We start from the raw sequence: 21,180 nt of genomic DNA, 5'->3' as shown, positions 1-21,180 counted from the left end.
AATCATAATACTCTGAGAAATTAGATGTCAAAAGCATTTGCAGTAATAGGGGATCCAATTGATCATTCTCTCTCACCAAATATTCACAGTGCAGCTTTTAGAGAAATGGATTTAGACTGTTCATACATTGCATATAGAATTCCAAAAGACGAATTAAAAGATGGAATTGAAGGATTGAAGAAAATTCAGATTAGAGGATTCAATGTAACAATCCCTCACAAGGTGGAGATGATGAAATATGTTGATAAGCTTGATGAATCATGTAGTTTGATTGGTGCAGTAAACACTGTTGAAAATAAAGATGGAGTTCTAAAAGGATACAATACAGACATGGATGGATTTTTAGAACCATTTAAGAAAAAAGATATCCCAATCAAAGATTCCAAAGTACTACTTTTGGGAGCTGGTGGAGCTGCACGTGCAATTGTTGCAGGATTTGCAAAAGAAAAAGCAAGTAACATCACTATTGCAAACAGAACATTACAAAAAGCAGAAGAGTTATCAGAATTTTCAAAAAAAATTGGATTAAATGCCATACCAATGAAAATTGAAGATGTAGGAGATTCAGCACAAAACTATGACATTATAGTAAATGCTACATCTATAGGATTGAAAAATGAAGACAGTCCTATTTCATTTGACAGCCTAAAGGAGAATACTGTTGTTTACGATATTGTCTATATGCCAATGAATACTGATTTTATCAAAAAAGCAAAAGAGAAAGGAGCCAAGATAATTTTTGGTTATGAAATGCTCTTAGGTCAAGCAGTTCGCGCATTTGAGATTTGGCATGATATGGAAGCACCTTATAATGCCATGAAAAAAGCACTCTTAGGAGGAGTCTAGATGGCAAAAGCAACAGCTACTGTTCATGGAGCAATTTCCCTTGTAAATGCAATTGCTACTCAAAAGGGGGCAACGTTAGGAATTGACCTCAAAGTAGAAGCAATAGTTGAAACAAGTGAGGGAAAAGGAATTTCAATTCACTCTGAAAACAAGACTTTGAGTTCTAGATTAATCAACAAGACAGTAGAAAAAATAATTCCAAAAAAAGAACTAGACAAAAACAAAATTGCAATTACTCTTAATTCTGAAATTCCTACAGGTTATGGGTTAAAAAGCTCTAGTGCAATATCTTCAGCAGTTGCACTAGCATGTGCTAAAATTTTCAAACCAAAATTAACAGATCAACAAATTCTTCTTGCAGGTGTTGATGCTTCAATTGAATCTAAAGTTAGTATTACTGGTGCATATGATGATGCATGTTCATGCTATTATGGAGGTTTTAATGTCACAGATAATGCAAAAAAGAAAAGAATTCAATATGAAAAAGGACAAACAAATCTAATTGCAGTAATTTTTATTCCAAAAAATCGTAAACGTGGAAATCTCAAAAATCTCAAGGTGTTATCATCAGTTTTTGATAATGCATGGGAGTTAGCAAGAAAACAAAACTATTGGGAAGCAATGATCATCAATGGTTTGGCAACTGCATCGATATTGAATTCTGATCCTAAAATAATTACAGCATTGATTGAGAAAGGAGCATTAGGGGCATCTGTTTCAGGTAACGGACCATCCATTGCAGCAATCACTAAAAAAGAAAACGAATCTAACATCAAAAAGATATTTTCAACATTAGATGGAAAAATTATTGTTTCAAAAATTAGTAACAAAAAGGCAGAAGCTCATGAGTTGTAGAATTTCAAAATCAAAGATTTCAGGAGAAATCACTTGTCCTCCTAACAAGAGCTACACACATAGAGCGATTTTTCTTGCATCTCTAGCAGGAAAAGAAAGTACGGTGGAAAATATTCTACTATCTGCAGACACCAAAGCAACTATTGAAGCATGCAAAAAATTTGGGGCAGAAATCGAGGTTAATGATTCATCAATAATAGTCAAAAATCCCATAAATTTAGGCACAAATGTGCCTGAAATCAACACGGAAAACTCTGGCACCACCATCAGAATAGCATCAGGCATTGCAGGATTGTTTTCTCAAGAGATTACCCTTACAGGAGATGAAAGTTTGCAAAAGCGTCCAATGCAGCCATTGCTTGATGCATTAAGTAGCATAGGTGCAAAATGCTCATCAACTGATGGAAAACCTCCAATAAAGATTCAAGGAAAAATTTCTGGAGGAAATGTTTCAATTCCAGGAAACTTTTCTAGTCAATTTATCTCATCATTGTTAATTTGTGCACCATTAACGGAAAATGGAATTAATTTATCAATAGAAGGTAATCTAGTATCAAAACCATATCTTGATGCAACTATAGCTACTATGAGAAAATTTGGAGTAACAGTTCAAACATTGATACCTTACAAAAAATACAACATTACACCACAAATTTACAAAGACACTACATTTACTGTGCCAATAGATTTTTCAAGCTTGGCATTATTACTTGCAGCAGCAACATTATCAGGAGAAGAAGTTACAATCAAAGGAAATATAGGAAATTTACCTCAAGGAGACGAAGTGTTTATTGACATTTTAGAACAACTCGGAGTATCAATTCAAATGGACGATGAAGAAATTAAAATAAAATCACCTGAAAAACTAAATGGTGGGAAATTTGATTTAAGCAATTCACCAGACTTACTTCCACCACTCGCAATTCTTGTTCTAAAGTCTTCAGCACCAATCGAGATTGTAAATGTAAAACATGCAAGACTAAAAGAGACAGACAGAATTGCAATTGCTTCTAGAGAATTAAAAAAAGTTGGAATTAAAATTCAAGAAAACGAAGATGGTTTAATTTTAGAATTAGGAGATAGTTTAAACAGTGCAGAATTGAATTCTGAAAATGATCATAGACTTTTCATGGCATTCTGTATTACTGGAATGTTTGTTGGAGATTGCACTGTAACTGATCCTGAATCTGTAGATGTATCATATCCAAATTTCATCGATGAAATGAGCAGATTGGGTGCAGAAATAAAAATCCAGTAAACAGAACTATTTTCAAAAAAAAATCAACTAAAGGGGATAAGAGGCGCGACCCTGTATAGAGTGAAAAGCTTTCTCTTCACCCTCAACGCTTTTGCGTAGATAACATGTCTTTTTCGCAGAGCCGCGCAAATTATGCGTTATAATTTACACGTTTTGTCATATATAATGTATGTTATTATTATATTTAAGAATATATTATAATTATTTCATGTTTTTACAATTAATATTGTAAATTTTAAACATGCGTAAGTTATAGTGAAAATTATAACAACAGATTTGAAAATTATTTCAAAATTTCCAGAATGAGGAATTATAAGCATCATTTTACAATGATAGTTGTTGCTTGGAAGTTCTATTGGTCACCGTCTAGTTTTAACGAGTTTTGGAGAAAGCCACGGAAAATCAATTGGAGCTGTTTTGCAAGGATGTCCTGCAGGATTAGAGCTTGAAGAAAAAGACATTCAAAAAATGTTAGACCAAAGAAGACCAGGACAGAATTTAATCTCAACACAAAGAAAAGAAGGAGATATTGTAGAAATTATCTCAGGAGTTTTTAGAGGACACACAACAGGTGCTCCAATTACAATGTTAATTTGGAATAGTGATCAAAAATCAAAAGATTATGAAAATTTGAAAACAAAGCTTCGTCCTGGCCATTCAGATTACCCTGCAATGATAAAGTATAATCAACAAAACGATTACAGAGGAGGAGGAAGATTTTCAGGAAGATTAACTGCAACACATGTAATGGGAGGTGCAATTGCAAGAAAACTTCTCAAAGTAACATTAGGAATTGAAACTAATTCATTTACTTCACAAATTGGAAAAGTAAAGATGGAGAAAAAATTCAATGAAAAAATGATAAATTCTATTTACAAAAATGAAGTCAGATGTCCTGAAATTAAAACTGCAAAAATAATGAGAGAGAAAATTTTAGAAGCTAAAAAGAAAGGAGATTCACTTGGAGGGATAATTGAATCGGTTACAACAAATGTCCCTGTAGGGTTAGGAGAACCAATTTTTAATTCCCTAGAATCTGATTTGAGTAGAGCAATGTTTTCTATTCCATCTGTTAAAGGTGTAGAATTTGGTTCAGGTTTTGAAGGTTCTGAATTATTTGGTTCAGAAAATAATGATTTGTACACCATAAAGAGAGGAAAAATTGTTACAAAAACAAACAATTCAGGAGGAATATTGGGAGGTATCTCAAATGGTATGCCAATAACAATGAGAGTTGCATTCAAACCAGCATCATCAATTGCTCAAAAACAGAGTACAGTAGATATCAAAACCAAAAAAGAGGCAGTACTACAAGTCAAGGGAAGACATGACCCTTGTGTTGTGCCTAGAGCCGCACCTGTTGTTGACTCCCTTGTTGCACTAACTATTGCAGATCATGCATTATTATCAGGAACAATCAAACCAGTACTGTAAGAAATGTCTGACATTGAAAGCCTGAGAAACAGGATGGACGAAGTAACTGTAGAGATGATAAAGTTACTCAAAACCAGGACAGATATTGCAAAAGAGATTGGAGAAGTAAAGAAAACCATAGGAAAAGGTGTTACTGACGAATCAAGAGAAAATAACCTACGTCAAAAAATTATTTCATTATGCAATGAAATTAAACTAGAAGAAACAATTGCCACGAAATTTTTGAACTTTTTATTAAACGAATCAGTAAAAGTTCAATCAACTAACAAGCAAACACATCTTTCTATTTTCCTTAAAGCTAAGTCATTAGAACAAGAAGGAAAAAAGATCATACACATGGAAGTTGGAGAACCAGACTTTTTGCCACCGCAAATTGTTAAAGATGCATTAAATGAAGTATTTGACAAGGGCTTTTTCAAATATGGTCAGGCTAAAGGAATGCCTCCGTTTAGAAAAGCACTAGCAGAATATGCTACAAAGAAATTTAATCAAAATGTTTCTGAAGAAAACATAATTGTAAGCCCAGGTGCTAGATTTTCGATATTTACTGCAATTACTACACTACTGAATCCAGGAGATGAAATGATTGTGATTGAACCTGCATGGCCTGCATACAAAGATTGTGCATTAAATGCAGGAATCAAGATTAGAACAATCAACACAACTTTTGAAAATAAATGGGAGCCAAGTCTAGAAGAGATCAAATCAACAATTAATGCAAACACAAAGATGATAGTACTAAACTATCCTAACAATCCAACTGGGAAGATTCTTCCACAAAAATTACAAGATGACATTATTCAAATTGCAAAAGAAAACAATCTGTATGTTCTAAGTGATGAGATTTATTCAGAATATGCAAAAAATAATTGGAAAAGTATTCTAAGTTACAACTATGACAAAAGTATCGTAACTCAATCATTTTCAAAATCTCATGCAATGACAGGATTTAGAGTCGGTTATGCTATTGCAGATCCTGCAGTGATAGACAAAATGGCAAAATTAGAGGCACTATGTCTGACTAATGTATCTGAACCAATCCAATACATTGCCATGAAAGCACTAGAAGCAGATACATCCAACAACTCTAATACAGTACAAAACAGACTAGAACTATTGGTAGAAAAAGCTCAAGAAATGGGATTAGAATTTGTGATTCCTGATGGGGCCATGTACCTTTTTGCCCGAGTAAATCAAGAGGGATTTGATGGTGTAAAATTTGCCAACAGCACACTTGAGAAGGGATTGGCAATAGCTCCTGGAGAAGGGTTTGGAAACTATCAAAATTTTATTAGAATTTCAGCATGTCAAGACGAAAAAACACTAATTGAAGGGATGAATATATTGAGTAACATTATGAGTGATAATCAATGAAGAAGAAAGTAACAGTAATAGGCGCAGGAGGACAAATGGGTCAATGGTTTACAAAATATTTTGCAGGTATGGATTTCGAAGTAACAGGATATGATTCTGAAAATAAAGTATCAGGAAAAGACATTATTCAAGCAGAATCCCTTGTTGGCGCAATTTTGAAAGCAGACTATGTTGTGTTATGTACACCTACAAGAAGGACACCAGAAATTATCAGACTAATTGCAAAAGAAATGAAACGTGGAACATACCTGATTGAAATTTCTTCAGAAAAATCCAAAGTTGTTTCTTCATTATCAAAGATGCCTGCAAAAATTAATCCAATTTGTATTCACCCAATGTTCGGACCAGGTATCAAAACAATAAAGGGGCAGAACATAATCTCAGTTCCAATTAAAGATGCTAAAAAAGAATTAACAGTTGCAAAATCATTGTTTGAAGGTGCCAATTTTGTTACAATTGATGCAGTTGAACATGACAAAAAGATTGCAGTAATTTTAGGATTAACTCATTTAATGAATTTAGTATTTGCAAACATTGTTTCAAAAGATGAGAAGATGTTATTGACAGAAAAAATGTCTGGTACAACTTTCAGAGTCCAAAAAACATTGGCCGAAAGCATCATGACAGAGTCTCCAGAATTAATTGAAACAATTATTGCAAACCCAGAGATTCGAAGAGTTGCTGAAGAATTATGGAAAGACATTGGAAGATTACTTACTGCAGTACAAGAGTCAAAGACTGAAGAGGTTGTAAACTACATCAAAGACTGCCAGGAGAGACTAGGTAAACATACAGACATTAACGAATCTTACAAAAAGATGACTAAAATGGTCAAAGCCGTTGAAAAATAACGGAAATGCGCTCAACAAAAATTGTTACTTCATTCATTAGAGATAATCAAAAATTACTAATTCTAAAACGAAGTGAAAAAGTAAAATCCATGAAAGGGTTATGGGCAGGAGTTAGTGGCATTATAGAAAAAAATGAAGAACCACTTCAACGAGCAAAAATTGAAATTTTTGAAGAGGTAGGAATTCCTGAAGAAGAGATCACATTAGTTAAAGCAGGACAGGAAATAAGAGTGAATTCACCACAATACGAAAATCATGAATGGGAAATTTTTCCATTTTTATTTGAATCAAATAATCCAACGGTCAAACTAAATTGGGAAAATTCAGATTTTAAATGGATTAATGTTGACGAATTAGAAAATTATGAAACAGTTCCTAGTTTACAAAAAGTATTACTCAATTTGTTGTAGTTTTTCATTTTCTTTATCATAGTTTTTCTGCTGTGGAAGCATCATGTATACACATGCACCACCACACATCGTACAAGGAACATTGTTTCCAGGATGTTGACCAGTTCTACCATGAATTTTTGCTGCTTCTTCAGGATCAATAGATAATGCAAGTTGTTTTTCCCAATCAAGAGTTCTTCTAGCTTCAGTCATCTCCATATCCCATTTGATAGCTTTTTCTCTAATCTTTACAAGATCTCCTGCATGTGCAGCAATTCTATATGCCATCAATCCAGCTTTTACTTCATCAGCATTAGGTAATGCCAAGTGTTCTGAAGGAGTAAGATAACATAACAAATCAACACCTTCACTAGCAGAAACTGCAGCGCCAATTGCACTTGCAATGTGATCATGACCAGATGCAATATCAGTTACAAGAGGTCCCAATACATAGTAAGGAACATCGCCAATCAATGATTTTGCCAATCGTACATTTGCTGCAACCTCATTTAGTGGAACATGTCCTGGACCTTCAACCATTACTTGAATATCCTGCTCATGGGCCCGTTTAGTTAATTGTGAGATGTTTATCATCTCTTGAACTTGTAATTCATCATGAGAATCCAAAATCGAGCCTGGTCTTAGAGCATCTCCAAGGCTAAATGTTACATCATATTTCTTTGCAACTTCAATCAGATAATCATAATGAGTAAGATAGGGGTTTTCCTTATCATGTTTTAACATCCATGCAGCAGTAATAGTTCCACCTTTGCTAACTACACCACCATATCTTTGAACTTTCAAAATTCTTTTTGCAATATCTTTTGTAATGCCACAATGAATTGTAGTATAATCTACACCATCTTTTGCATTATTTTCAAATGCTTTGATGTAATCATCTTCGGTTAAATTTAGAGGATTTTTGTGAACTTCAACACCATAATTGTATGCCTCATAAATTGGAACGGTTCCAAACGTGATTGGAGCAACATCCAAGAGTGTCTGTCTAATTTTTTTTACATCCCCACCATCACTAAGATCCATCATAGTGTCAGCATGATATTTTACAGCAACTTTTGCTTTTTCAATTTCTTCATCTAAATTAACATTTAATGTAGAAGTACCAATGTTGACATTTACTTTAGTTTTCAGACCTTTTCCAATTCCGACATTGTGAATTTTTTGGGGTCTAACATTATTACTTGGAATAATGATTGAACCTTTAGCAATTTTTGAAATTAACCAGTCAATTGAAACATCTTCATCTTTTGCAACTTGTTTCATTTCATCAGTTGCAACACCCCTACGAGCTGATGTCATCTGTGTTGTCATAAGTAATCTTTGGGTTCACCTGATTTAAACATCATTGACCCATAACAAATTGATCGCAAAATCATTGACACTATATTAGTAAAATTGATCGATCTTATATGCTAGAAAATGCATTAGATCACCATGAGATCAATTAGAGAATGCAAGCATTGTGGAAGGGAGTTCTACAGTATTAGAGATGATTTCTGTTCTTTTGATTGTGTGGCTCAAGCAACAACTTAATTTTACAATTCTAATTCTTTGGATAAGGTATCTTTTTCAGCCTGAATTTTAGAAATTCTACTCAAAATAGGCTCAATTATGCGATTTAATTCAGGAGAATTTCGGAAGTTTTCGTTAATTTCAGACACTCTTTGAATTAATTCCAATTCAGCTGAAAGCAATGAAATGTAATGTCTAAGTTTCAAATTTTCTTGTTCAAAGAAATTTTTTTCTGACAAGATTATCTAGGGGGACTCCAGCTTTCTTCTATATTATCATCAGGATTACTTGATACTAGAAATTGTTTCCCACATTTGAAGCACTGCCAGAGAAACTTTCCATCTTTTTTTGTTTGATATTGCATAGGGAGTAAGCAAGTAGTACAACGAAGTTCTTCAGGAGGAGTGTCATCTACCATAGGAATTTCATTCAATATTTGTTAGAGACTTTTGAAGTATAAAACAGCTATAGTAAATTCCGCAGTGAAAAAATGGAAAAATAGATTAGGAGAAATATGTAGAAAATAATGTGAATTTACTTTCCATAGGGGGATCAGATCCGTCAGGAGGAGCTGGAATCCAAAGTGATGTTAAATTATTTGCAAATATGGATGTTAATTGTTTTACAATCATTACAGCAATTACAGGTCAGAATACTTCGAAGTTTGGAAGTGTTGAACCAGTATCAATTAAAATTTTAAAAAACCAACTTGATTCAATTCTTTCAGATTTTAAAATTGATGTAATTAAAATTGGAATGGTTTACAATTCTAAAATTATAAAATTTCTTTTCAAAGAATTAAAAAAATTAAAAATTCCAATTATAGTAGATCCTGTAATAAAATCATCAACAGGTGGTATGTTAGTAGAAAAATCTGCATTAAATGATTTTAGAAAATACATGATTCCAATTTCAACAATCATCACACCTAACAAATTTGAGGCTGAAATCATATCTAATTCCAAAGTATCATCCTCTAACAAAATTGAAAAAATTGCAAAGAAAATACAAAGTATGGGTGCAAAAAATGTCATAGTTACCGGAATTGAAAATAACAAAAACCAAATTGAAGACTTGGTTATTGAAAAAAATTCAAAGTATTCTATATCAAACAAAAAAATCTTTAAAGAAAATCATGGTAGTGGTTGTACATATTCAGCACTCATTGCCTATTCACTTGCAAATAAAAAAAGCATCAAAGAATCGGTAAAATTTGCTAAAGATTACACAGTAAAATCCATTAAAAATGCCAAAAAAGTTGGCAAAGGGATTCCAATTACAAATATTTCTATTGGAGATTCACTCAAAAAGGAACTATCATTAGAGATTCAAAAATTTACAAAAATCAAAAATATTTATCAAACGATTCCCGAATGTCAAACAAATTTTGTTACATCTAAAATAAAACCAAAGTCAACAAATGACATCATAGGAATTTCTGGAAGAATCGTGAAGGCTGGAACAAAAGTCATCGTTGCAGGAGATTTAGAATATGGAGGATCAAAACATGTTGCTACAGCGCTTCTTACAGTTAACAAAAAATTCCCTGAAATAAAATCAGCAATTAACATAAAATATCAAGAAAAAACTTTAAAAAAAATCTCCAAAAGAAAATTTGCAGTAGCAAACTATGATAGAAAAGTAGAACCAAAGAATGTAAAAATTAAAGGCTCATCAATCAAATGGGGAATTAATTCTGCAATAAAGAATTCACAAAATAGCCCAGACATTATTTTTCATAAAGGCGACTTTGGGAAAGAGCCAATGATAATTGTATTTGGAGAAAATCCAAAAAAAGTCATGGAAAAAATAACCAAAATTGTTTGAGGTCACAAAACATCCTTGAACATAAATACTCATTTCATAAGGAAATAGTATGAAAGCAGTAATTCTAGCCGGAGGATTAGGCACAAGACTGCAACCATATACAACATTTTTGCCAAAACCAATGCTACCATTAGGAGAAAAACCAATTTTAGAACATCTGATTGATTGGAATAGAAAAAATGGAGTAAAATCAATTGTACTTTGCGTAAGTTATCTTAGAAGAACTATAGAAGATTATTTTGAAGACGGAAAGCGATTTGGAGTAAATATTGAATATGCAATTTCAAACAAACCACTTGCAACAGCAGGTCAATTAAAAACTGCTGAAGAATTTTTGGATGAAACTTTTGTTTGTATGTATGGAGATTCTATTTTTGATTTTAGCTTAAGAAACATGATAAAAGAACATTTGAAGAAAAAATCATTTGTTACTATGAGTCTACATGAATACAAAACTAATCTTCCATACGGAGTAATTGAAACGACAAAAAATGGCAAGGTAACAAGCTGGAATGAAAAACCAGAAATCAAGGCAAATATCAACATGGGCTGCTATGTAATGGAACCTGGAGTTCTCAAATACATTCCAAAAAACAAGCCATATGGAATGGATAGTGTGATAAAGAAAGCAATGAGCAACAAAAAAACAGTAAATGCATTTGTTACAAAGAAAGGATTCATGGATATTGGAAATAAAGCATCTTACAAGAAGGCATATCAAGAATACATCCAAAAATTAGGTAAGATCTGACTCAAATGACAGAACCAACTATTCGCGAATTAAAAAAAGAAGATTTGTGGAATGGATTTCTTACATCTCTAGACTCATTGAGAGAAGCAAGTAATATCGACAAAGCAAAAGCTGATGAAATTTTTGAGAAAATTAATTCAAATAAAGACTACATTATTGCAGTTGCAGAAGTCGATGGGAAGATTGTTGGCTCTACAACATTATTGATTGAGCAAAAATTTATCCACGATGGAGGCTTGGTAGGCCATATAGAAGATGTTGTAGTTGATAAAAAATTTCAGGGGCAAAAAATTGGAGAGAAAATCATGAAATTTTTGCTTGAAAAATCACAAAATCGAGGCTGTTACAAAACAATTTTGGATTGTACAGATGACGTAAAACCATTTTATGAAAAATTAGGGTTTAAAGTAATTGCAAATGAAATGCGATACGATCACATCTAGAAATATTCTTTCTTTGGACGTCTTTTCTTGTGTTTAAGCAAATACAAACCAAATCCCATAACAGGTGCAGATAATCCCATGAAAAGAAGTGGAACATAAACAACTGCATCAGTTACAAGTGCTTCAGGAATTTTTGGAATTACAGAATAGCATGCAATCATTCCAACTAGTAAAATTATTCCACCACCAATTATCAAACCACCAACTTGTTTGGAACCATATTGTCTTGACATGATAAATGCAACAGCTGCCAATACTCCTGCAGGAGCTACACCAATGGAAATGAATTGAAGAATTTTAGGATCAGCTGCAAACGCTTGAGCAAATTCAAAATCTTCAGGAACATCAAGCATAAAATTATAAATTGAAAACATCTCTCCAGCAAACATTGCAAATAATCCAACACTTGCAATTGCTAGCCATCTTTCTAGTGCCATATTAGTAAAGAAAATTAGTTGATAAATAAACCATTCAAAAACTTACACGATGCCTACAAGATTTGCAAGTTCTTTTCTACATGCAGCACCAAGTTTTTCAGCAGCCTGTTCTGGAGAAATATCATTAAGATGTATACCGTATCCACGTTCTAGACCAGACCACGCTTTTGTAATTGGATAAATTTCAATATGCCAATGAATCTGACGGCTATTTTTCTTCTCAGGAGATAAATGAAAAACAAGATTGTATGATACATTTTTGATAGTTTTAGACAATCCACCTAATGTTGCCCTCAAAATTAATGATAAATCATTAATCTCTTTTTGAGTAATTTTTGAGAAGCTAGTAGTGTGTTTTTTAGGTGCAATCCAAAATTCATAAGGATATGAAGGAGCCCAAGGGCAAAATGCAATGAATCCCTCTGTTTGGAGGACCTGTCTGGGACCACCCATTTCTTCATTAACTGTTTGGCACATTGGGCAGACACCTTTTTCATTCAGAATCTTGTGAGATGCTTCGGCTTCTTCTTCAATTAATGGAGGAATTGTAGAAAATGTTAGAATGTTTAGATGAGGATGAGGATTTGTACTTCCAGCCAATTCACCTTGATCAGCATAAATTGAAACATATGTCACACCCTTTTGGGTATACAACCAACGCAATCTATCCTGAACAACAACTAAAACATTTGACCATTGTTCAGAATCAATTGTTGCAAATGTATCTTTTTGATTTGGAGATGCAACAACAACATAATGATAACCATATGCAGGTTCACTATAGAATGGTCTATCACTGTAAGAATTTTCAGTTTCAACAGAAACAATTGGATTTTTACTTTCAAAAACTCTAATAGACCAACCTTCAACATATTCGTCTTCACTATCTTGCAATCTTTGTAACATTCCATCTTTTGCAACAAGTGACAACACTGAAGGATTTGTCATTGATTCATTTCCAGGAGCATATGGGGATTTTTTTGGATCAGCTACCTTGTCAGTTTTTTTGGAGACGATCATAAAACGTTCAGAAACATAGTCTTTACGCATATCTCCCATAATTGTAATTTGAAGCAACTGTCTGTTAAAACGTTTACTAAGATCTATCAAAAACAAAAAACAAAATTTCAAAATTAAGAAATTACGAAATTCATCAAAAATAATTTTTTGTAAAAAAATAGAAATTACTGATCGCAAAATTTTGTAAGACTTAAAGTAGAGAATTAGATCCCGAAAATATGAATAATTCTGATACACATATGATATACGTATTATTAGATGGAGTTGGAGATCTTCCACATCCAGATTTAGATGGAAAGACCCCATTACAGGCTGCAAATACACCAATTTTAGATAAAATTGCAAGTAATGGAGCTATAGGCGAAGTAATTTCTGTAGGAAAAGGAATTGCACCTGAATCAGATATTGCAGTATTCAACATGTTAGGATACAAATTCAATCATGCAGATTATGCGGGTCGTGGAGTAATTGAGGCAATTGGGATTGGTTTGGATTTTAAAGATGGCGACTTGGCATTGAGAGGAAATTTTTCAACTCTAGATGATCAAGGTGCAATTATTGACAGACGTGCTGGAAGACATATTGAAAAAGAAGATGCAACAGGAGTTGCAAAAGAAATTGAAGAAAAAATAAAATTTTCTAATCCAGATACAGAAGTTGCAGTAGCCCCTACAATTGGCCATAGAGTAACAGTTAGAATAAGAAATAATTCTCAAAAATTATCATCAAAGATTACAAACACTGATCCTGCATATAGTAACATCGGAGGAATGGGAGTTGCAAAAGCAGTAGGAGACTTCTTAAAAATTGAAAAATGTTTGCCGTTAGAAGAAGTTGAAAATTCTAAATTTACAGCAGACCTTGTAAATGAATTCTCAGATCAATCAGTCAAAATTTTGAAAGAGAGTGGAATTAATCAAAAACGAGCTGAACAAAACAAAAAACATCTAAGTTGTATTCTTTTAAGAGATGCCGGTAACAAATATCCAGATGTTATTCCAATCAATGAAAAATATTCAATGAATTTTTCATGCATTGTAGATATGCCTGTAGAATTAGGAATATCTGAAGTTCTCAAAATGAAAGCATTTGAAGCAGGAGGACTAACAGACTATGAGGAAAAAGCAAGAGTTGCAGCAAAAGCAATGGAAACACAAAATGCAATTTATGTTCACCTTAAGGGACCAGATGAGTTTGGTCACGATGGTGATGCTATTGGAAAAATGAAAAATATTGAAGAAATTGATCAAAGATTTTTCAAAACACTTGTCGAAAATATTGATAGCAGTAAGGTAGCAATAATAATTTCAGCAGACCACGCAACTCCATGTATCAATAAAGGACATAGTGATGATCCTGTTCCAGTTTTAGTTTCGGGAGATTTTATTAAAAAAGATGGAACAACTAGAATGACTGAAGAGCAAGCTAAGAAAGGAAGTATTGGTTTGCTTGAAGGTGCTCAAGTAGTTGAAAAGTCCCTTGAATTAATTAAATCTCAAACAGAGTAAGTTGATTTGCTTGTTGCATTTCAACTGCTTTAGTTCTCATTCTATCAATATCAATTGAATGGTATGTTGAAGGAGAAGTCCCTAATTTTTCTAAGGATCTACTAAGCATTCCTATCGCTATAGTCAAATCATCTTTTTGTACATGTGCAAATGCAACTGCTAACAAAATAATTCCTTGAACTAATTCTTTTTCACGTCCAAAACATTGTTTCCAAACGCCTTCAAAAGATTCATGGCTTTCCCAAAATCGTTCATTGTTAAAATAAAATATGCCGTCTTTGATTCCTTGCTCTTTCTCAACTTCTTCAACTATTACATGGCGAATATTATGCAAGGGTCCAATTGGAGCAAGTTTCTCTATTAATTCATCTAATTCATCAGGATCTACAGAAACATCAAGTTCAACAAATTTTCTCGCAATTCTACAAACTCGAATTGAGACATCCATATTACTTGCCAGATCGCGTGATTTGTAGACTACCTCCCTAGAATTCTCAGGAGAGAATTTTTCATTTTTGAGATGAAGCATGTAGCGTTCCATGATAAGATTTCAGATGAATTTCTTAAATTTCTTATCTATTTCAATCAAGGTTTATATGAAATATGTAAAGGATTTTGGATACATGTCCATAATTGAGACCATCACAGACGTTGATAATACGTTCCTATCCAGAAGAGAACTTACATGTAATTTTGCTGGATTGGCTGGAAAACTCAAAAAATTAGAGGCAGTATATATGATTACTAAAGAATTCAAGCTTGATGGCAAGGTAATCATCCCAATGAGATTAAAGACTCATGTTGGAAAACCAATTGTAACTGGAACTTTCTATGTTTATGAAGATGAAGGATTAGCAAAGAAACATGTCAATCCAACAATTTTCTCAAGATTAGAAAAGAGTAAAGCCAAAGCAGCTGAAGCAGAAGCTGCTGCAGCTGAAGCAGAGGCCCCAGCTGAAGAAGCAAGTGAAGAATCACCTGCTGAAGAAGCAGAGGTTAAAGCAGAAGATGCACCTACTGAAGAAGCTAAAGAGGAGAAATCTGAATAATGGCTGGAAAGAAAGGCTTTAGTCCAAAGGCTCACTCATATTATAAAATAGACGGAGACAAAGTTACAAGACTAAAGAAAATTTGTGCAAGATGTGGAAAAGGAGTTTACATGTCAGAACACAAAGACAGACGTGCATGTGGTAAGTGTACCGATACAGAATTCATACGATAAAAATAATTTAAAAAAATTAGTATAGTTTTTTCTTACGAACTTTAGAGCTTTTTTCTTCTAATTCGTCAATTTTTGTTAGAAAGTTTGGATCAATTTTTATTTTTGATAATGATTCTGCAGATAATTTTACAGTATTACTATCTAGTGTGATGTTAGTTTTTGGAAGATTTTTGTCAGACCAAAATTTCATCGCTTTATCTTCAAGTTTGTAATCTCTAAAACCTGCAGGAAATCGTTTGGTTATATGATCTAATAAAGTTCTATCCTTGAAAACAACTCTTGGTTCAAACAATCGTGTTTCATCACTATACACATTTTCAAATAGATTTCCTGAAATTTCATCAGAGAGTAATTCCATTTTTGAAATCTTACGTATTAATTCTAAGAAATGTAAAAATTCATGAGCCAAAATTGCATGAATTGTGCCTTTGAGTCCATATGCAACTAAGGGTGCTGAGATTTGAATAACTACCTGAAAACGTTCTTCAAACATTACAGGAATAGTTCTAGCAAATAAAATCCCAAATTCATATGAATTTGCATTTGATGAAGACAAAACTAGAGAGGGTTCAACATATGCCACAGGGTATCTAATTCCTGAAGCCTTTTCAATACGATTGATTCCAGCAACAGTAATTGGGAATCGCTCAATAGTCAAATCATAGACATCTTGAGGAATGACTCCTTTTTGATAAGCATCTTTTAAGCGGACTAAAGGATCCAATATCTCCTTTCGACAGTATTGAATGTAAAAAGGTTGATTTGTTTAGGAACGTGGTTTTCCAGCTTTAGCTTTTTTAATTCTTCTAGTTTTGGCTCTCTGATCAGCATGTCTTAGATGCTTACCTTTTTTTCTTATTGGCATACAATTTGAGAAGAATTAGTGATAGTTAATTGTTATCATTGATTTTGACATCTAGAAAATCAAATTCATCAACTTTACAATTCATTTTAAGAATTGAAGAAACACTTGGAACAACATCATCTCCGTTTACAAATCGCTTAATTGGCAATCCACCTTCAGCGTCAATTTTCAATTTAAATTTTTGATCTGAGAGTTTCTTATATGAAACTGAATTGATTTTTTTTTCTGTCTGTTTGCCAGATTTTTCATAAACAGTGATAGGAGAGGAAGAAAATGATTTCATTTTTTTAAGTTGGGGAGCTGAAAGTTTTGAATCAGCAGAAATTAGAATGTCAATTTTTGAAGAAAATTTGATTGGTTGTGAGGGTAGTTTAGTTTCAATTTTCAAATTCATAATAGATACAGAATTATGTTTTTTCGATATTGCACGAAATTGTCGTCTTTGAGGATTTTGAAGTTTCACAAAAAAAGGTCGCCCGGTCCCTAAAACGAGACTAGATTTATCCTCTCCACCTACCCAAGTAAATTTTGCAGTTGTACAACCTATTTTTTTAAAAAGTAATTCAGATATGATGCCTTCAACACTGTCAAATTCATTGATTCCATGAAAATCACATACCCTACATCCTTTTCCTGAACAATTTGAACAAGATTTTTGTTTTTGAGAAAGATTACGATTATTTTTGGTGTATCTTCCTGAAAGAAAAATAGATTTAGAACGGAGTTGGCAGTATTCATCTTTAGTATTTACAGTAAATGTAACATCAGAATCCAAAGAGTCAAGTATTTTTTTTGTATTTTTAGAATATAGTTTTGCTAATTGTTTTGTAATGTCAGTTTTTACACTATCAATTCCTCTTAGTTTGTATTTAGAACGTATAGCATCATCACGATCAATTATTGATGGTTTCAAGATGGCACCAACGCTAAAAGAAGTAAAAGAGAAATTAGATGAGGAGTCAATCATCATATTGAGATAGTAGTGCAAATTATCAAATAGATTTTTACAGATATAACATTTTGAAGTTTTTTGTTTTTTGTTTAGTTTTTTTCCTAATAGTTTGTTTGATGAAAGATGAAGTTTTTTTGCAAATAGACGGCCTAAACATTGATCACACAAATCATGTTTTTTTAAAATTTGATTTGCAATAGTAATTATTTGAGCATATTCAGACATGTTAGAAATTCAGAACTACTAACCCAATCCCATTCGTCTAAGGGTACCTTGCATCTGACGTCCTTTTGAGGCCTTCATCATATTTTTAGAATTTTTATAATTTTTTAGTAATTCTTTGACTTCTCCTTCTGGCCAACCAGAACCTCTTGCAATTCGTTTTATTCTAGATGAATTCAATAAATCAGGATCTGCTTTTTCATCTTTTGTCATACTCTGAATAATGTATCGCCATTTTGAAACTCTGTCTTCCATTTGATCAACTTGATCATCTTTTACCATTCCAGACAAACCAGGCATGCTATCTAGAATTCCTTTCAATGAGCCAACTTTTGTAACCTCTTCTAATTGGTAAAAGAAATCATCCATGTTCATTTTTCCACTAGAAATTCTCTTCATTCTAACATCATCACCTTCATTCTCTAGGCGTTTTGCCAAATCAAGGACTGCTTGAATATCTCCCATTCCAAGTAATCTACCAACAAATCTTGTTGGAGAGAATTTTTCTAAATCATCAATTCTTTCACCAGTACCAATGTACATAATTTGTGCACCGGTAGCAGCAGATGCAGCTAGAGCACCACCACCCTTTGCAGAACTATCCAGTTTTGTAATTATTACACCACCAACAGGAATTGTTTTGTGAAATGCTTCTGCTTGATTGTAACATTGCTGACCAATAGTACCATCAATTACTAATAATGCCAAATCAGGTTCTGCAACTTTGTTAATTTGATTCATTTCATCTAAAAGATCTTTTTCCTCTTTGTGTCTACCAGCAGTATCAATTAGAATTACATCAAGTGGTTCATTTTCAAAGTGTTTTAATCCACTTTTAACAATACTAGGAGAATCTTTGTTATTTTCTTCTCCATAAACCTCAACATTCGATTTCTCACACATGGTTCGTAGTTGAACAAGTGCACCAGGTCGATAGGTATCGGCTCCAATTACTCCTACTTGATACCCCTGACGAGTTAGAAATTTTGCAAGTTTGGAAGCAACAGTAGTCTTTCCACTTCCTTGAATTCCCAATAAGATGATTTTATTTTGTTTTCCAGGTTTAAAATCAAATTCAGATTCATTTCCAAGAAGTTTAGAAAGCTCATCATAGAGAATTTTTACAATATGATCTTTTCTTGACAATCCAGGAGGAGGTGTTTCATTAAGTGCCCTTTCTTCAAGATTTTTTGTAATTTCTAAAACTAACCTAACATTGACATCAGATTGAAGTAATGCCCTTTGAACATCTTTGGATAATTCCTTAATCAGTTCCTCATCTATGCCTGATGATTTGACTATTTTTTTGATTGCAGCACCAAGGCTGTCTTTTAATCCATCAAGCATTGTAATTCAATCCTGCCTCCACTATTTCAAACCTTCCTCTATAGCCATCCCAATTTTTTTCAAATTTTGTTATCTCAATTGATGAAGAAAACAAAGGACAGTTTACTACAAATGTTTCTGCTTCACCTCCTTCAAAATTAAGATTAAATCCATACTTGTCAGATAGATTTTTTAAAATTGAAAGATCTGAATTGGAAATTTTTTTGCCTAACCACGATTCATCTAAACCTTCAGAGGTAACAGATGTCATGATAAAGGAAAAATTGTTTTCAAGTAAATCATTCATGTATTTTTCTGCATCCAAATGCCATAAAGGAGTAAAAACTTTCAATCCTAACTTTTGACAAATTGATTCAAACTTTTCTTTTTGAAAATTACTTTTAATTCCCCCATGCACAATTCCTTCAATGTTGAATGTGTCTTTAGCAGTAATCAAAAGATTTTCTATTTGAAGTAATTCGTCTTTAGTAGCATCAGAGTTTGATTCTATCGTTAACTGAGGAATTTTCATGGATTCGGCTTGCAGTTTTGTCCATTTCATATTTGGGTGATGTAGTAGGTGACTTTCAGGAGACTTTGGGAAAATTGTTAGTAAAACTGCAACTTCATAGGATTGTTTTTGCATTAAATGAATTGCAAATGCACTATCTTTTCCACCAGAAAACAACGAGGCAATTTTCATTTTCTAAATAAAATTCAATTTTACAAATTTTTTAAAGGTATTCCATAGGACGCTTCAACACTCATAATCGTCATCATAAAATCAGACGGCTTTTCCGATAATCATCAGCATCCGCACTAATTCTTAATGCGCATGATTTTAGTTTTATCCATGACAACCCAATATTCAACATTTTGGCCATTTTCTAATTTGCCTTTTACTTCATCGTCAATCATAGAGACATCAATGGTCTCAAAGGTTTCAGAATCCATTACTTGGACTGTATCACCATTAATTGAGATAATTTGGCCAACTTTTTTGTTAATCATTGGTACATGAATTTGCATACTGACTGGTCCTACATGAGGTCTCTTTTGACCATCAAAAATTCCCTCTGCAACAATTCTAGCTTTTGCTGCTCCGTGCTTTCCAGGTTTTGATGTATCATATTCTACAATTCTACATGGTTCACCACTTGGTTGATCAGAATGTGGCAATAGAATGTATGAACCAATTTTTAGTGAACCGAGGTCAGAAGGTTTACTCATGAAAAAACAGGTTTTGGTCGAATATTTAACTTTTCTACTTTAGTTGATCGAGAAGAGATAGACTCATCAAATTTGTCATTGTCAATCCTTTTCTATTGACATCTCTTCTAGTTTGCTCACAATATTTTTTCACACTTTGATGGCTCTTCTCACTTGCAACTTCAATTACGACAATATTATTAGAATATGGAAAAGTGAATTTTGAAGGAGTAGTACAATATGTTTTCATACTTCCTAGTCCAGCCTTTTCAATTTTTTCTCTTTTCAACAAGAGATTTGCGATTTCTGCTAAATCTTCATCTTCTTCGCCATATTCTAGATAGTAAACAGAAACAAAATTAGTTTCTCCCTCTACTTCACGTTCAAAAAGATCATCTTTCATATTGAAAACAAAAGAGATTTTTTCTTGATTATGAGATTCTAAGTCAGAATAAATTTTTGAACTATCTTTGAATTTTGCTAAAAGGTAATGATTGGTTGAATCTGAAAAGTATGGTTGACTATCATTTGAAAAGGTTCCAGTTACAAAATATAATGATTCAATATTTTTTGATTTAATCCAAGCATCTTTCAATTCGACTGATTCATGACTATGAAGATATGGTGCACATACATAACCAGAATAGGACATTTCCAATTCAGACATAAGTGAATCTCAACTTTTGTGAGTATTTATGCTTATTCAGAATTCTACGATCATAGGATCGGTTTTACCTACAATAGTTTTTTAATAGCAGAGATCTTCGTTTTTCTTGTCCCGTGGTAGCTCAGCCTGGTAGAGCTTCCGGCTGTAGTTGTTGGCTTTAGATGGCTGACCGAATAACAGCATATCAGGCA

Annotated in this window: 24 protein-coding genes; 13 read left to right on the top strand and 11 right to left on the bottom strand. The window is 33.0% G+C overall.

Going from position 1 to position 21,180, the window contains the following annotated elements:
- The first annotated feature begins 24 nt into the window (after positions 1-24).
- The 7 genes from aroE (at position 25) to Q0941_RS03910 (ending at position 7,028) form a co-directional block, all read left to right on the top strand.
- On the top strand, positions 25-846 hold the full coding sequence (gene aroE / locus Q0941_RS03940) for a shikimate dehydrogenase (protein ID WP_299291571.1): 822 nt from the start codon (positions 25-27) through the stop codon (positions 844-846).
- Positions 847-1,701, top strand: coding sequence for a shikimate kinase (locus Q0941_RS03935; protein WP_299291569.1), 855 nt, complete (start codon positions 847-849; stop codon positions 1,699-1,701).
- The gene (aroA, locus tag Q0941_RS03930) at positions 1,691-2,959 is read left to right on the top strand and encodes a 3-phosphoshikimate 1-carboxyvinyltransferase (RefSeq protein WP_299291567.1); all 1,269 of its coding nucleotides are present in this window, start codon (positions 1,691-1,693) and stop codon (positions 2,957-2,959) included. The genes Q0941_RS03935 and aroA overlap by 11 nt, the downstream gene beginning before the upstream one ends.
- 336 nt (positions 2,960-3,295) lie before the next feature.
- A complete protein-coding gene (aroC, locus tag Q0941_RS03925; protein ID WP_367277466.1) occupies positions 3,296-4,393 on the top strand; it encodes a chorismate synthase in 1,098 nt (365 codons plus the stop codon).
- A gap of 3 nt (positions 4,394-4,396) precedes the next feature.
- Entirely contained in the window at positions 4,397-5,767 is a 1,371-nt protein-coding gene (locus Q0941_RS03920) for an aminotransferase class I/II-fold pyridoxal phosphate-dependent enzyme (protein ID WP_299291563.1), read from the top strand.
- A complete protein-coding gene (locus Q0941_RS03915) occupies positions 5,764-6,618 on the top strand; it encodes a prephenate dehydrogenase/arogenate dehydrogenase family protein (protein WP_299291561.1) in 855 nt (284 codons plus the stop codon). The genes Q0941_RS03920 and Q0941_RS03915 overlap by 4 nt, the downstream gene beginning before the upstream one ends.
- Before the next feature lie 5 nt (positions 6,619-6,623).
- The gene (locus Q0941_RS03910; RefSeq protein ID WP_299291559.1) at positions 6,624-7,028 is read left to right on the top strand and encodes an NUDIX domain-containing protein; all 405 of its coding nucleotides are present in this window, start codon (positions 6,624-6,626) and stop codon (positions 7,026-7,028) included.
- Here Q0941_RS03910 and thiC read toward each other — a convergent pair.
- Entirely contained in the window at positions 7,011-8,339 is a 1,329-nt protein-coding gene (thiC, locus tag Q0941_RS03905) for a phosphomethylpyrimidine synthase ThiC (protein ID WP_299291557.1), read from the bottom strand. The two genes, Q0941_RS03910 and thiC, sit on opposite strands and share 18 nt — an antisense overlap.
- Positions 8,340-8,563: 224 nt before the next feature.
- The gene (locus Q0941_RS03900) at positions 8,564-8,779 is read right to left on the bottom strand and encodes a hypothetical protein (RefSeq protein ID WP_299291556.1); all 216 of its coding nucleotides are present in this window, start codon (positions 8,777-8,779) and stop codon (positions 8,564-8,566) included.
- Between the two features lie 289 nt (positions 8,780-9,068).
- Between Q0941_RS03900 and thiD the strand changes: the two genes are divergently transcribed.
- Genes thiD through Q0941_RS03885 form a run of 3 tightly spaced genes read left to right on the top strand, consistent with a single transcriptional unit; the run spans position 9,069 to position 11,561 of the window.
- Positions 9,069-10,367, top strand: a complete 1,299-nt coding sequence (gene thiD / locus Q0941_RS03895; protein WP_299291555.1) for a bifunctional hydroxymethylpyrimidine kinase/phosphomethylpyrimidine kinase — start codon at positions 9,069-9,071, stop codon at positions 10,365-10,367.
- Positions 10,368-10,416: 49 nt separating this feature from the next.
- Positions 10,417-11,118, top strand: a complete 702-nt coding sequence (locus Q0941_RS03890) for a nucleotidyltransferase family protein (RefSeq protein WP_299291554.1) — start codon at positions 10,417-10,419, stop codon at positions 11,116-11,118.
- A gap of 5 nt (positions 11,119-11,123) precedes the next feature.
- Positions 11,124-11,561, top strand: a complete 438-nt coding sequence (locus tag Q0941_RS03885) for a GNAT family N-acetyltransferase (RefSeq protein ID WP_299291553.1) — start codon at positions 11,124-11,126, stop codon at positions 11,559-11,561.
- Here the strand turns inward: Q0941_RS03885 and Q0941_RS03880 are convergent.
- Together Q0941_RS03880 and Q0941_RS03875 are read right to left on the bottom strand one after the other, a co-directional pair.
- Complete coding sequence (locus Q0941_RS03880) at positions 11,558-11,998, bottom strand: hypothetical protein (protein WP_299291552.1); 441 nt, start codon at positions 11,996-11,998, stop codon at positions 11,558-11,560. The two genes, Q0941_RS03885 and Q0941_RS03880, sit on opposite strands and share 4 nt — an antisense overlap.
- 42 nt (positions 11,999-12,040) lie before the next feature.
- Positions 12,041-13,057: an HIT domain-containing protein gene (locus tag Q0941_RS03875; RefSeq protein ID WP_367277467.1), complete on the bottom strand. Its 1,017-nt coding sequence runs from the start codon at positions 13,055-13,057 to the stop codon at positions 12,041-12,043.
- Between the two features lie 179 nt (positions 13,058-13,236).
- On the opposite strand from Q0941_RS03875, the gene Q0941_RS03870 reads away from it, so the two are divergent.
- Complete coding sequence (locus Q0941_RS03870) at positions 13,237-14,526, top strand: alkaline phosphatase family protein (RefSeq protein WP_299291550.1); 1,290 nt, start codon at positions 13,237-13,239, stop codon at positions 14,524-14,526.
- On the opposite strand, the gene Q0941_RS03865 is transcribed toward Q0941_RS03870, so the two are convergent.
- Entirely contained in the window at positions 14,507-15,067 is a 561-nt protein-coding gene (locus Q0941_RS03865; protein WP_299291549.1) for a DUF309 domain-containing protein, read from the bottom strand. The two genes, Q0941_RS03870 and Q0941_RS03865, sit on opposite strands and share 20 nt — an antisense overlap.
- Before the next feature lie 82 nt (positions 15,068-15,149).
- Here Q0941_RS03865 and Q0941_RS03860 point away from each other — a divergent pair, with 82 nt between their 5' ends.
- Entirely contained in the window at positions 15,150-15,575 is a 426-nt protein-coding gene (locus Q0941_RS03860) for a hypothetical protein (protein WP_299291548.1), read from the top strand.
- Complete coding sequence (locus Q0941_RS03855) at positions 15,575-15,748, top strand: 30S ribosomal protein S27ae (RefSeq protein ID WP_299291547.1); 174 nt, start codon at positions 15,575-15,577, stop codon at positions 15,746-15,748. Before Q0941_RS03860 ends, Q0941_RS03855 begins: the two co-directional genes overlap by 1 nt.
- Before the next feature lie 16 nt (positions 15,749-15,764).
- Here Q0941_RS03855 and Q0941_RS03850 read toward each other — a convergent pair whose 3' ends face one another.
- From Q0941_RS03850 to Q0941_RS03825, 6 genes are all read right to left on the bottom strand, one after another.
- A complete protein-coding gene (locus tag Q0941_RS03850; RefSeq protein WP_299291546.1) occupies positions 15,765-16,472 on the bottom strand; it encodes a hypothetical protein in 708 nt (235 codons plus the stop codon).
- A 166-nt stretch (positions 16,473-16,638) separates the two neighbouring features.
- Positions 16,639-17,790, bottom strand: a complete 1,152-nt coding sequence (locus Q0941_RS03845) for a tRNA pseudouridine(54/55) synthase Pus10 (protein WP_299291545.1) — start codon at positions 17,788-17,790, stop codon at positions 16,639-16,641.
- Between the two features lie 18 nt (positions 17,791-17,808).
- Entirely contained in the window at positions 17,809-19,134 is a 1,326-nt protein-coding gene (locus tag Q0941_RS03840; RefSeq protein WP_299291543.1) for a signal recognition particle receptor subunit alpha, read from the bottom strand.
- Positions 19,127-19,816 (bottom strand): diphthine--ammonia ligase, encoded by a 690-nt coding sequence (locus tag Q0941_RS03835; RefSeq protein WP_299291541.1) that lies wholly within the window; start codon positions 19,814-19,816, stop codon positions 19,127-19,129. Before Q0941_RS03835 ends, Q0941_RS03840 begins: the two co-directional genes overlap by 8 nt.
- Before the next feature lie 116 nt (positions 19,817-19,932).
- Positions 19,933-20,343 (bottom strand): translation initiation factor IF-5A, encoded by a 411-nt coding sequence (locus tag Q0941_RS03830; RefSeq protein WP_299291540.1) that lies wholly within the window; start codon positions 20,341-20,343, stop codon positions 19,933-19,935.
- Between the two features lie 34 nt (positions 20,344-20,377).
- Positions 20,378-20,989, bottom strand: coding sequence for a hypothetical protein (locus Q0941_RS03825; RefSeq protein ID WP_299291539.1), 612 nt, complete (start codon positions 20,987-20,989; stop codon positions 20,378-20,380).
- Between the last annotated feature and the right edge of the window lie 191 nt (positions 20,990-21,180).

The organism is Candidatus Nitrosopumilus sp. (assembly GCF_028278985.1).
Taxonomy (GTDB): Archaea; Thermoproteota; Nitrososphaeria; order Nitrososphaerales; family Nitrosopumilaceae; genus Nitrosopumilus.
Note: the sequence above shows the minus strand (reverse complement) of the source record. Positions and strands in the feature narration are given on the sequence as shown.

Bases quoted from the DNA above. Each gene is read 5' to 3' on its own strand.
- Q0941_RS03825 (WP_299291539.1), bottom strand. From the start codon at position 20,989: ATGTCTGAATTGGAAATGTCCTATTCTGGTTATGTATGTGCACCATAT.
- Q0941_RS03830 (WP_299291540.1), bottom strand. From the start codon at position 20,343: ATGAGTAAACCTTCTGACCTCGGTTCACTAAAAATTGGTTCATACATT.
- Q0941_RS03860 (WP_299291548.1), top strand. From the start codon at position 15,150: ATGTCCATAATTGAGACCATCACAGACGTTGATAATACGTTCCTATCC.
- Q0941_RS03935 (WP_299291569.1), top strand. From the start codon at position 847: ATGGCAAAAGCAACAGCTACTGTTCATGGAGCAATTTCCCTTGTAAAT.
- Q0941_RS03835 (WP_299291541.1), bottom strand. From the start codon at position 19,816: ATGAAAATTGCCTCGTTGTTTTCTGGTGGAAAAGATAGTGCATTTGCA.
- Q0941_RS03855 (WP_299291547.1), top strand. From the start codon at position 15,575: ATGGCTGGAAAGAAAGGCTTTAGTCCAAAGGCTCACTCATATTATAAA.
- Q0941_RS03845 (WP_299291545.1), bottom strand. From the start codon at position 17,790: ATGTCTGAATATGCTCAAATAATTACTATTGCAAATCAAATTTTAAAA.
- Q0941_RS03910 (WP_299291559.1), top strand. From the start codon at position 6,624: ATGCGCTCAACAAAAATTGTTACTTCATTCATTAGAGATAATCAAAAA.
- Q0941_RS03870 (WP_299291550.1), top strand. From the start codon at position 13,237: ATGAATAATTCTGATACACATATGATATACGTATTATTAGATGGAGTT.
- Q0941_RS03920 (WP_299291563.1), top strand. From the start codon at position 4,397: ATGTCTGACATTGAAAGCCTGAGAAACAGGATGGACGAAGTAACTGTA.
- aroA (WP_299291567.1), top strand. From the start codon at position 1,691: ATGAGTTGTAGAATTTCAAAATCAAAGATTTCAGGAGAAATCACTTGT.
- Q0941_RS03875 (WP_367277467.1), bottom strand. From the start codon at position 13,057: ATGGGAGATATGCGTAAAGACTATGTTTCTGAACGTTTTATGATCGTC.
- Q0941_RS03880 (WP_299291552.1), bottom strand. From the start codon at position 11,998: ATGGCACTAGAAAGATGGCTAGCAATTGCAAGTGTTGGATTATTTGCA.
- Q0941_RS03890 (WP_299291554.1), top strand. From the start codon at position 10,417: ATGAAAGCAGTAATTCTAGCCGGAGGATTAGGCACAAGACTGCAACCA.
- Q0941_RS03865 (WP_299291549.1), bottom strand. From the start codon at position 15,067: ATGGAACGCTACATGCTTCATCTCAAAAATGAAAAATTCTCTCCTGAG.
- thiC (WP_299291557.1), bottom strand. From the start codon at position 8,339: ATGACAACACAGATGACATCAGCTCGTAGGGGTGTTGCAACTGATGAA.
- Q0941_RS03840 (WP_299291543.1), bottom strand. From the start codon at position 19,134: ATGCTTGATGGATTAAAAGACAGCCTTGGTGCTGCAATCAAAAAAATA.
- Q0941_RS03885 (WP_299291553.1), top strand. From the start codon at position 11,124: ATGACAGAACCAACTATTCGCGAATTAAAAAAAGAAGATTTGTGGAAT.
- Q0941_RS03915 (WP_299291561.1), top strand. From the start codon at position 5,764: ATGAAGAAGAAAGTAACAGTAATAGGCGCAGGAGGACAAATGGGTCAA.
- aroE (WP_299291571.1), top strand. From the start codon at position 25: ATGTCAAAAGCATTTGCAGTAATAGGGGATCCAATTGATCATTCTCTC.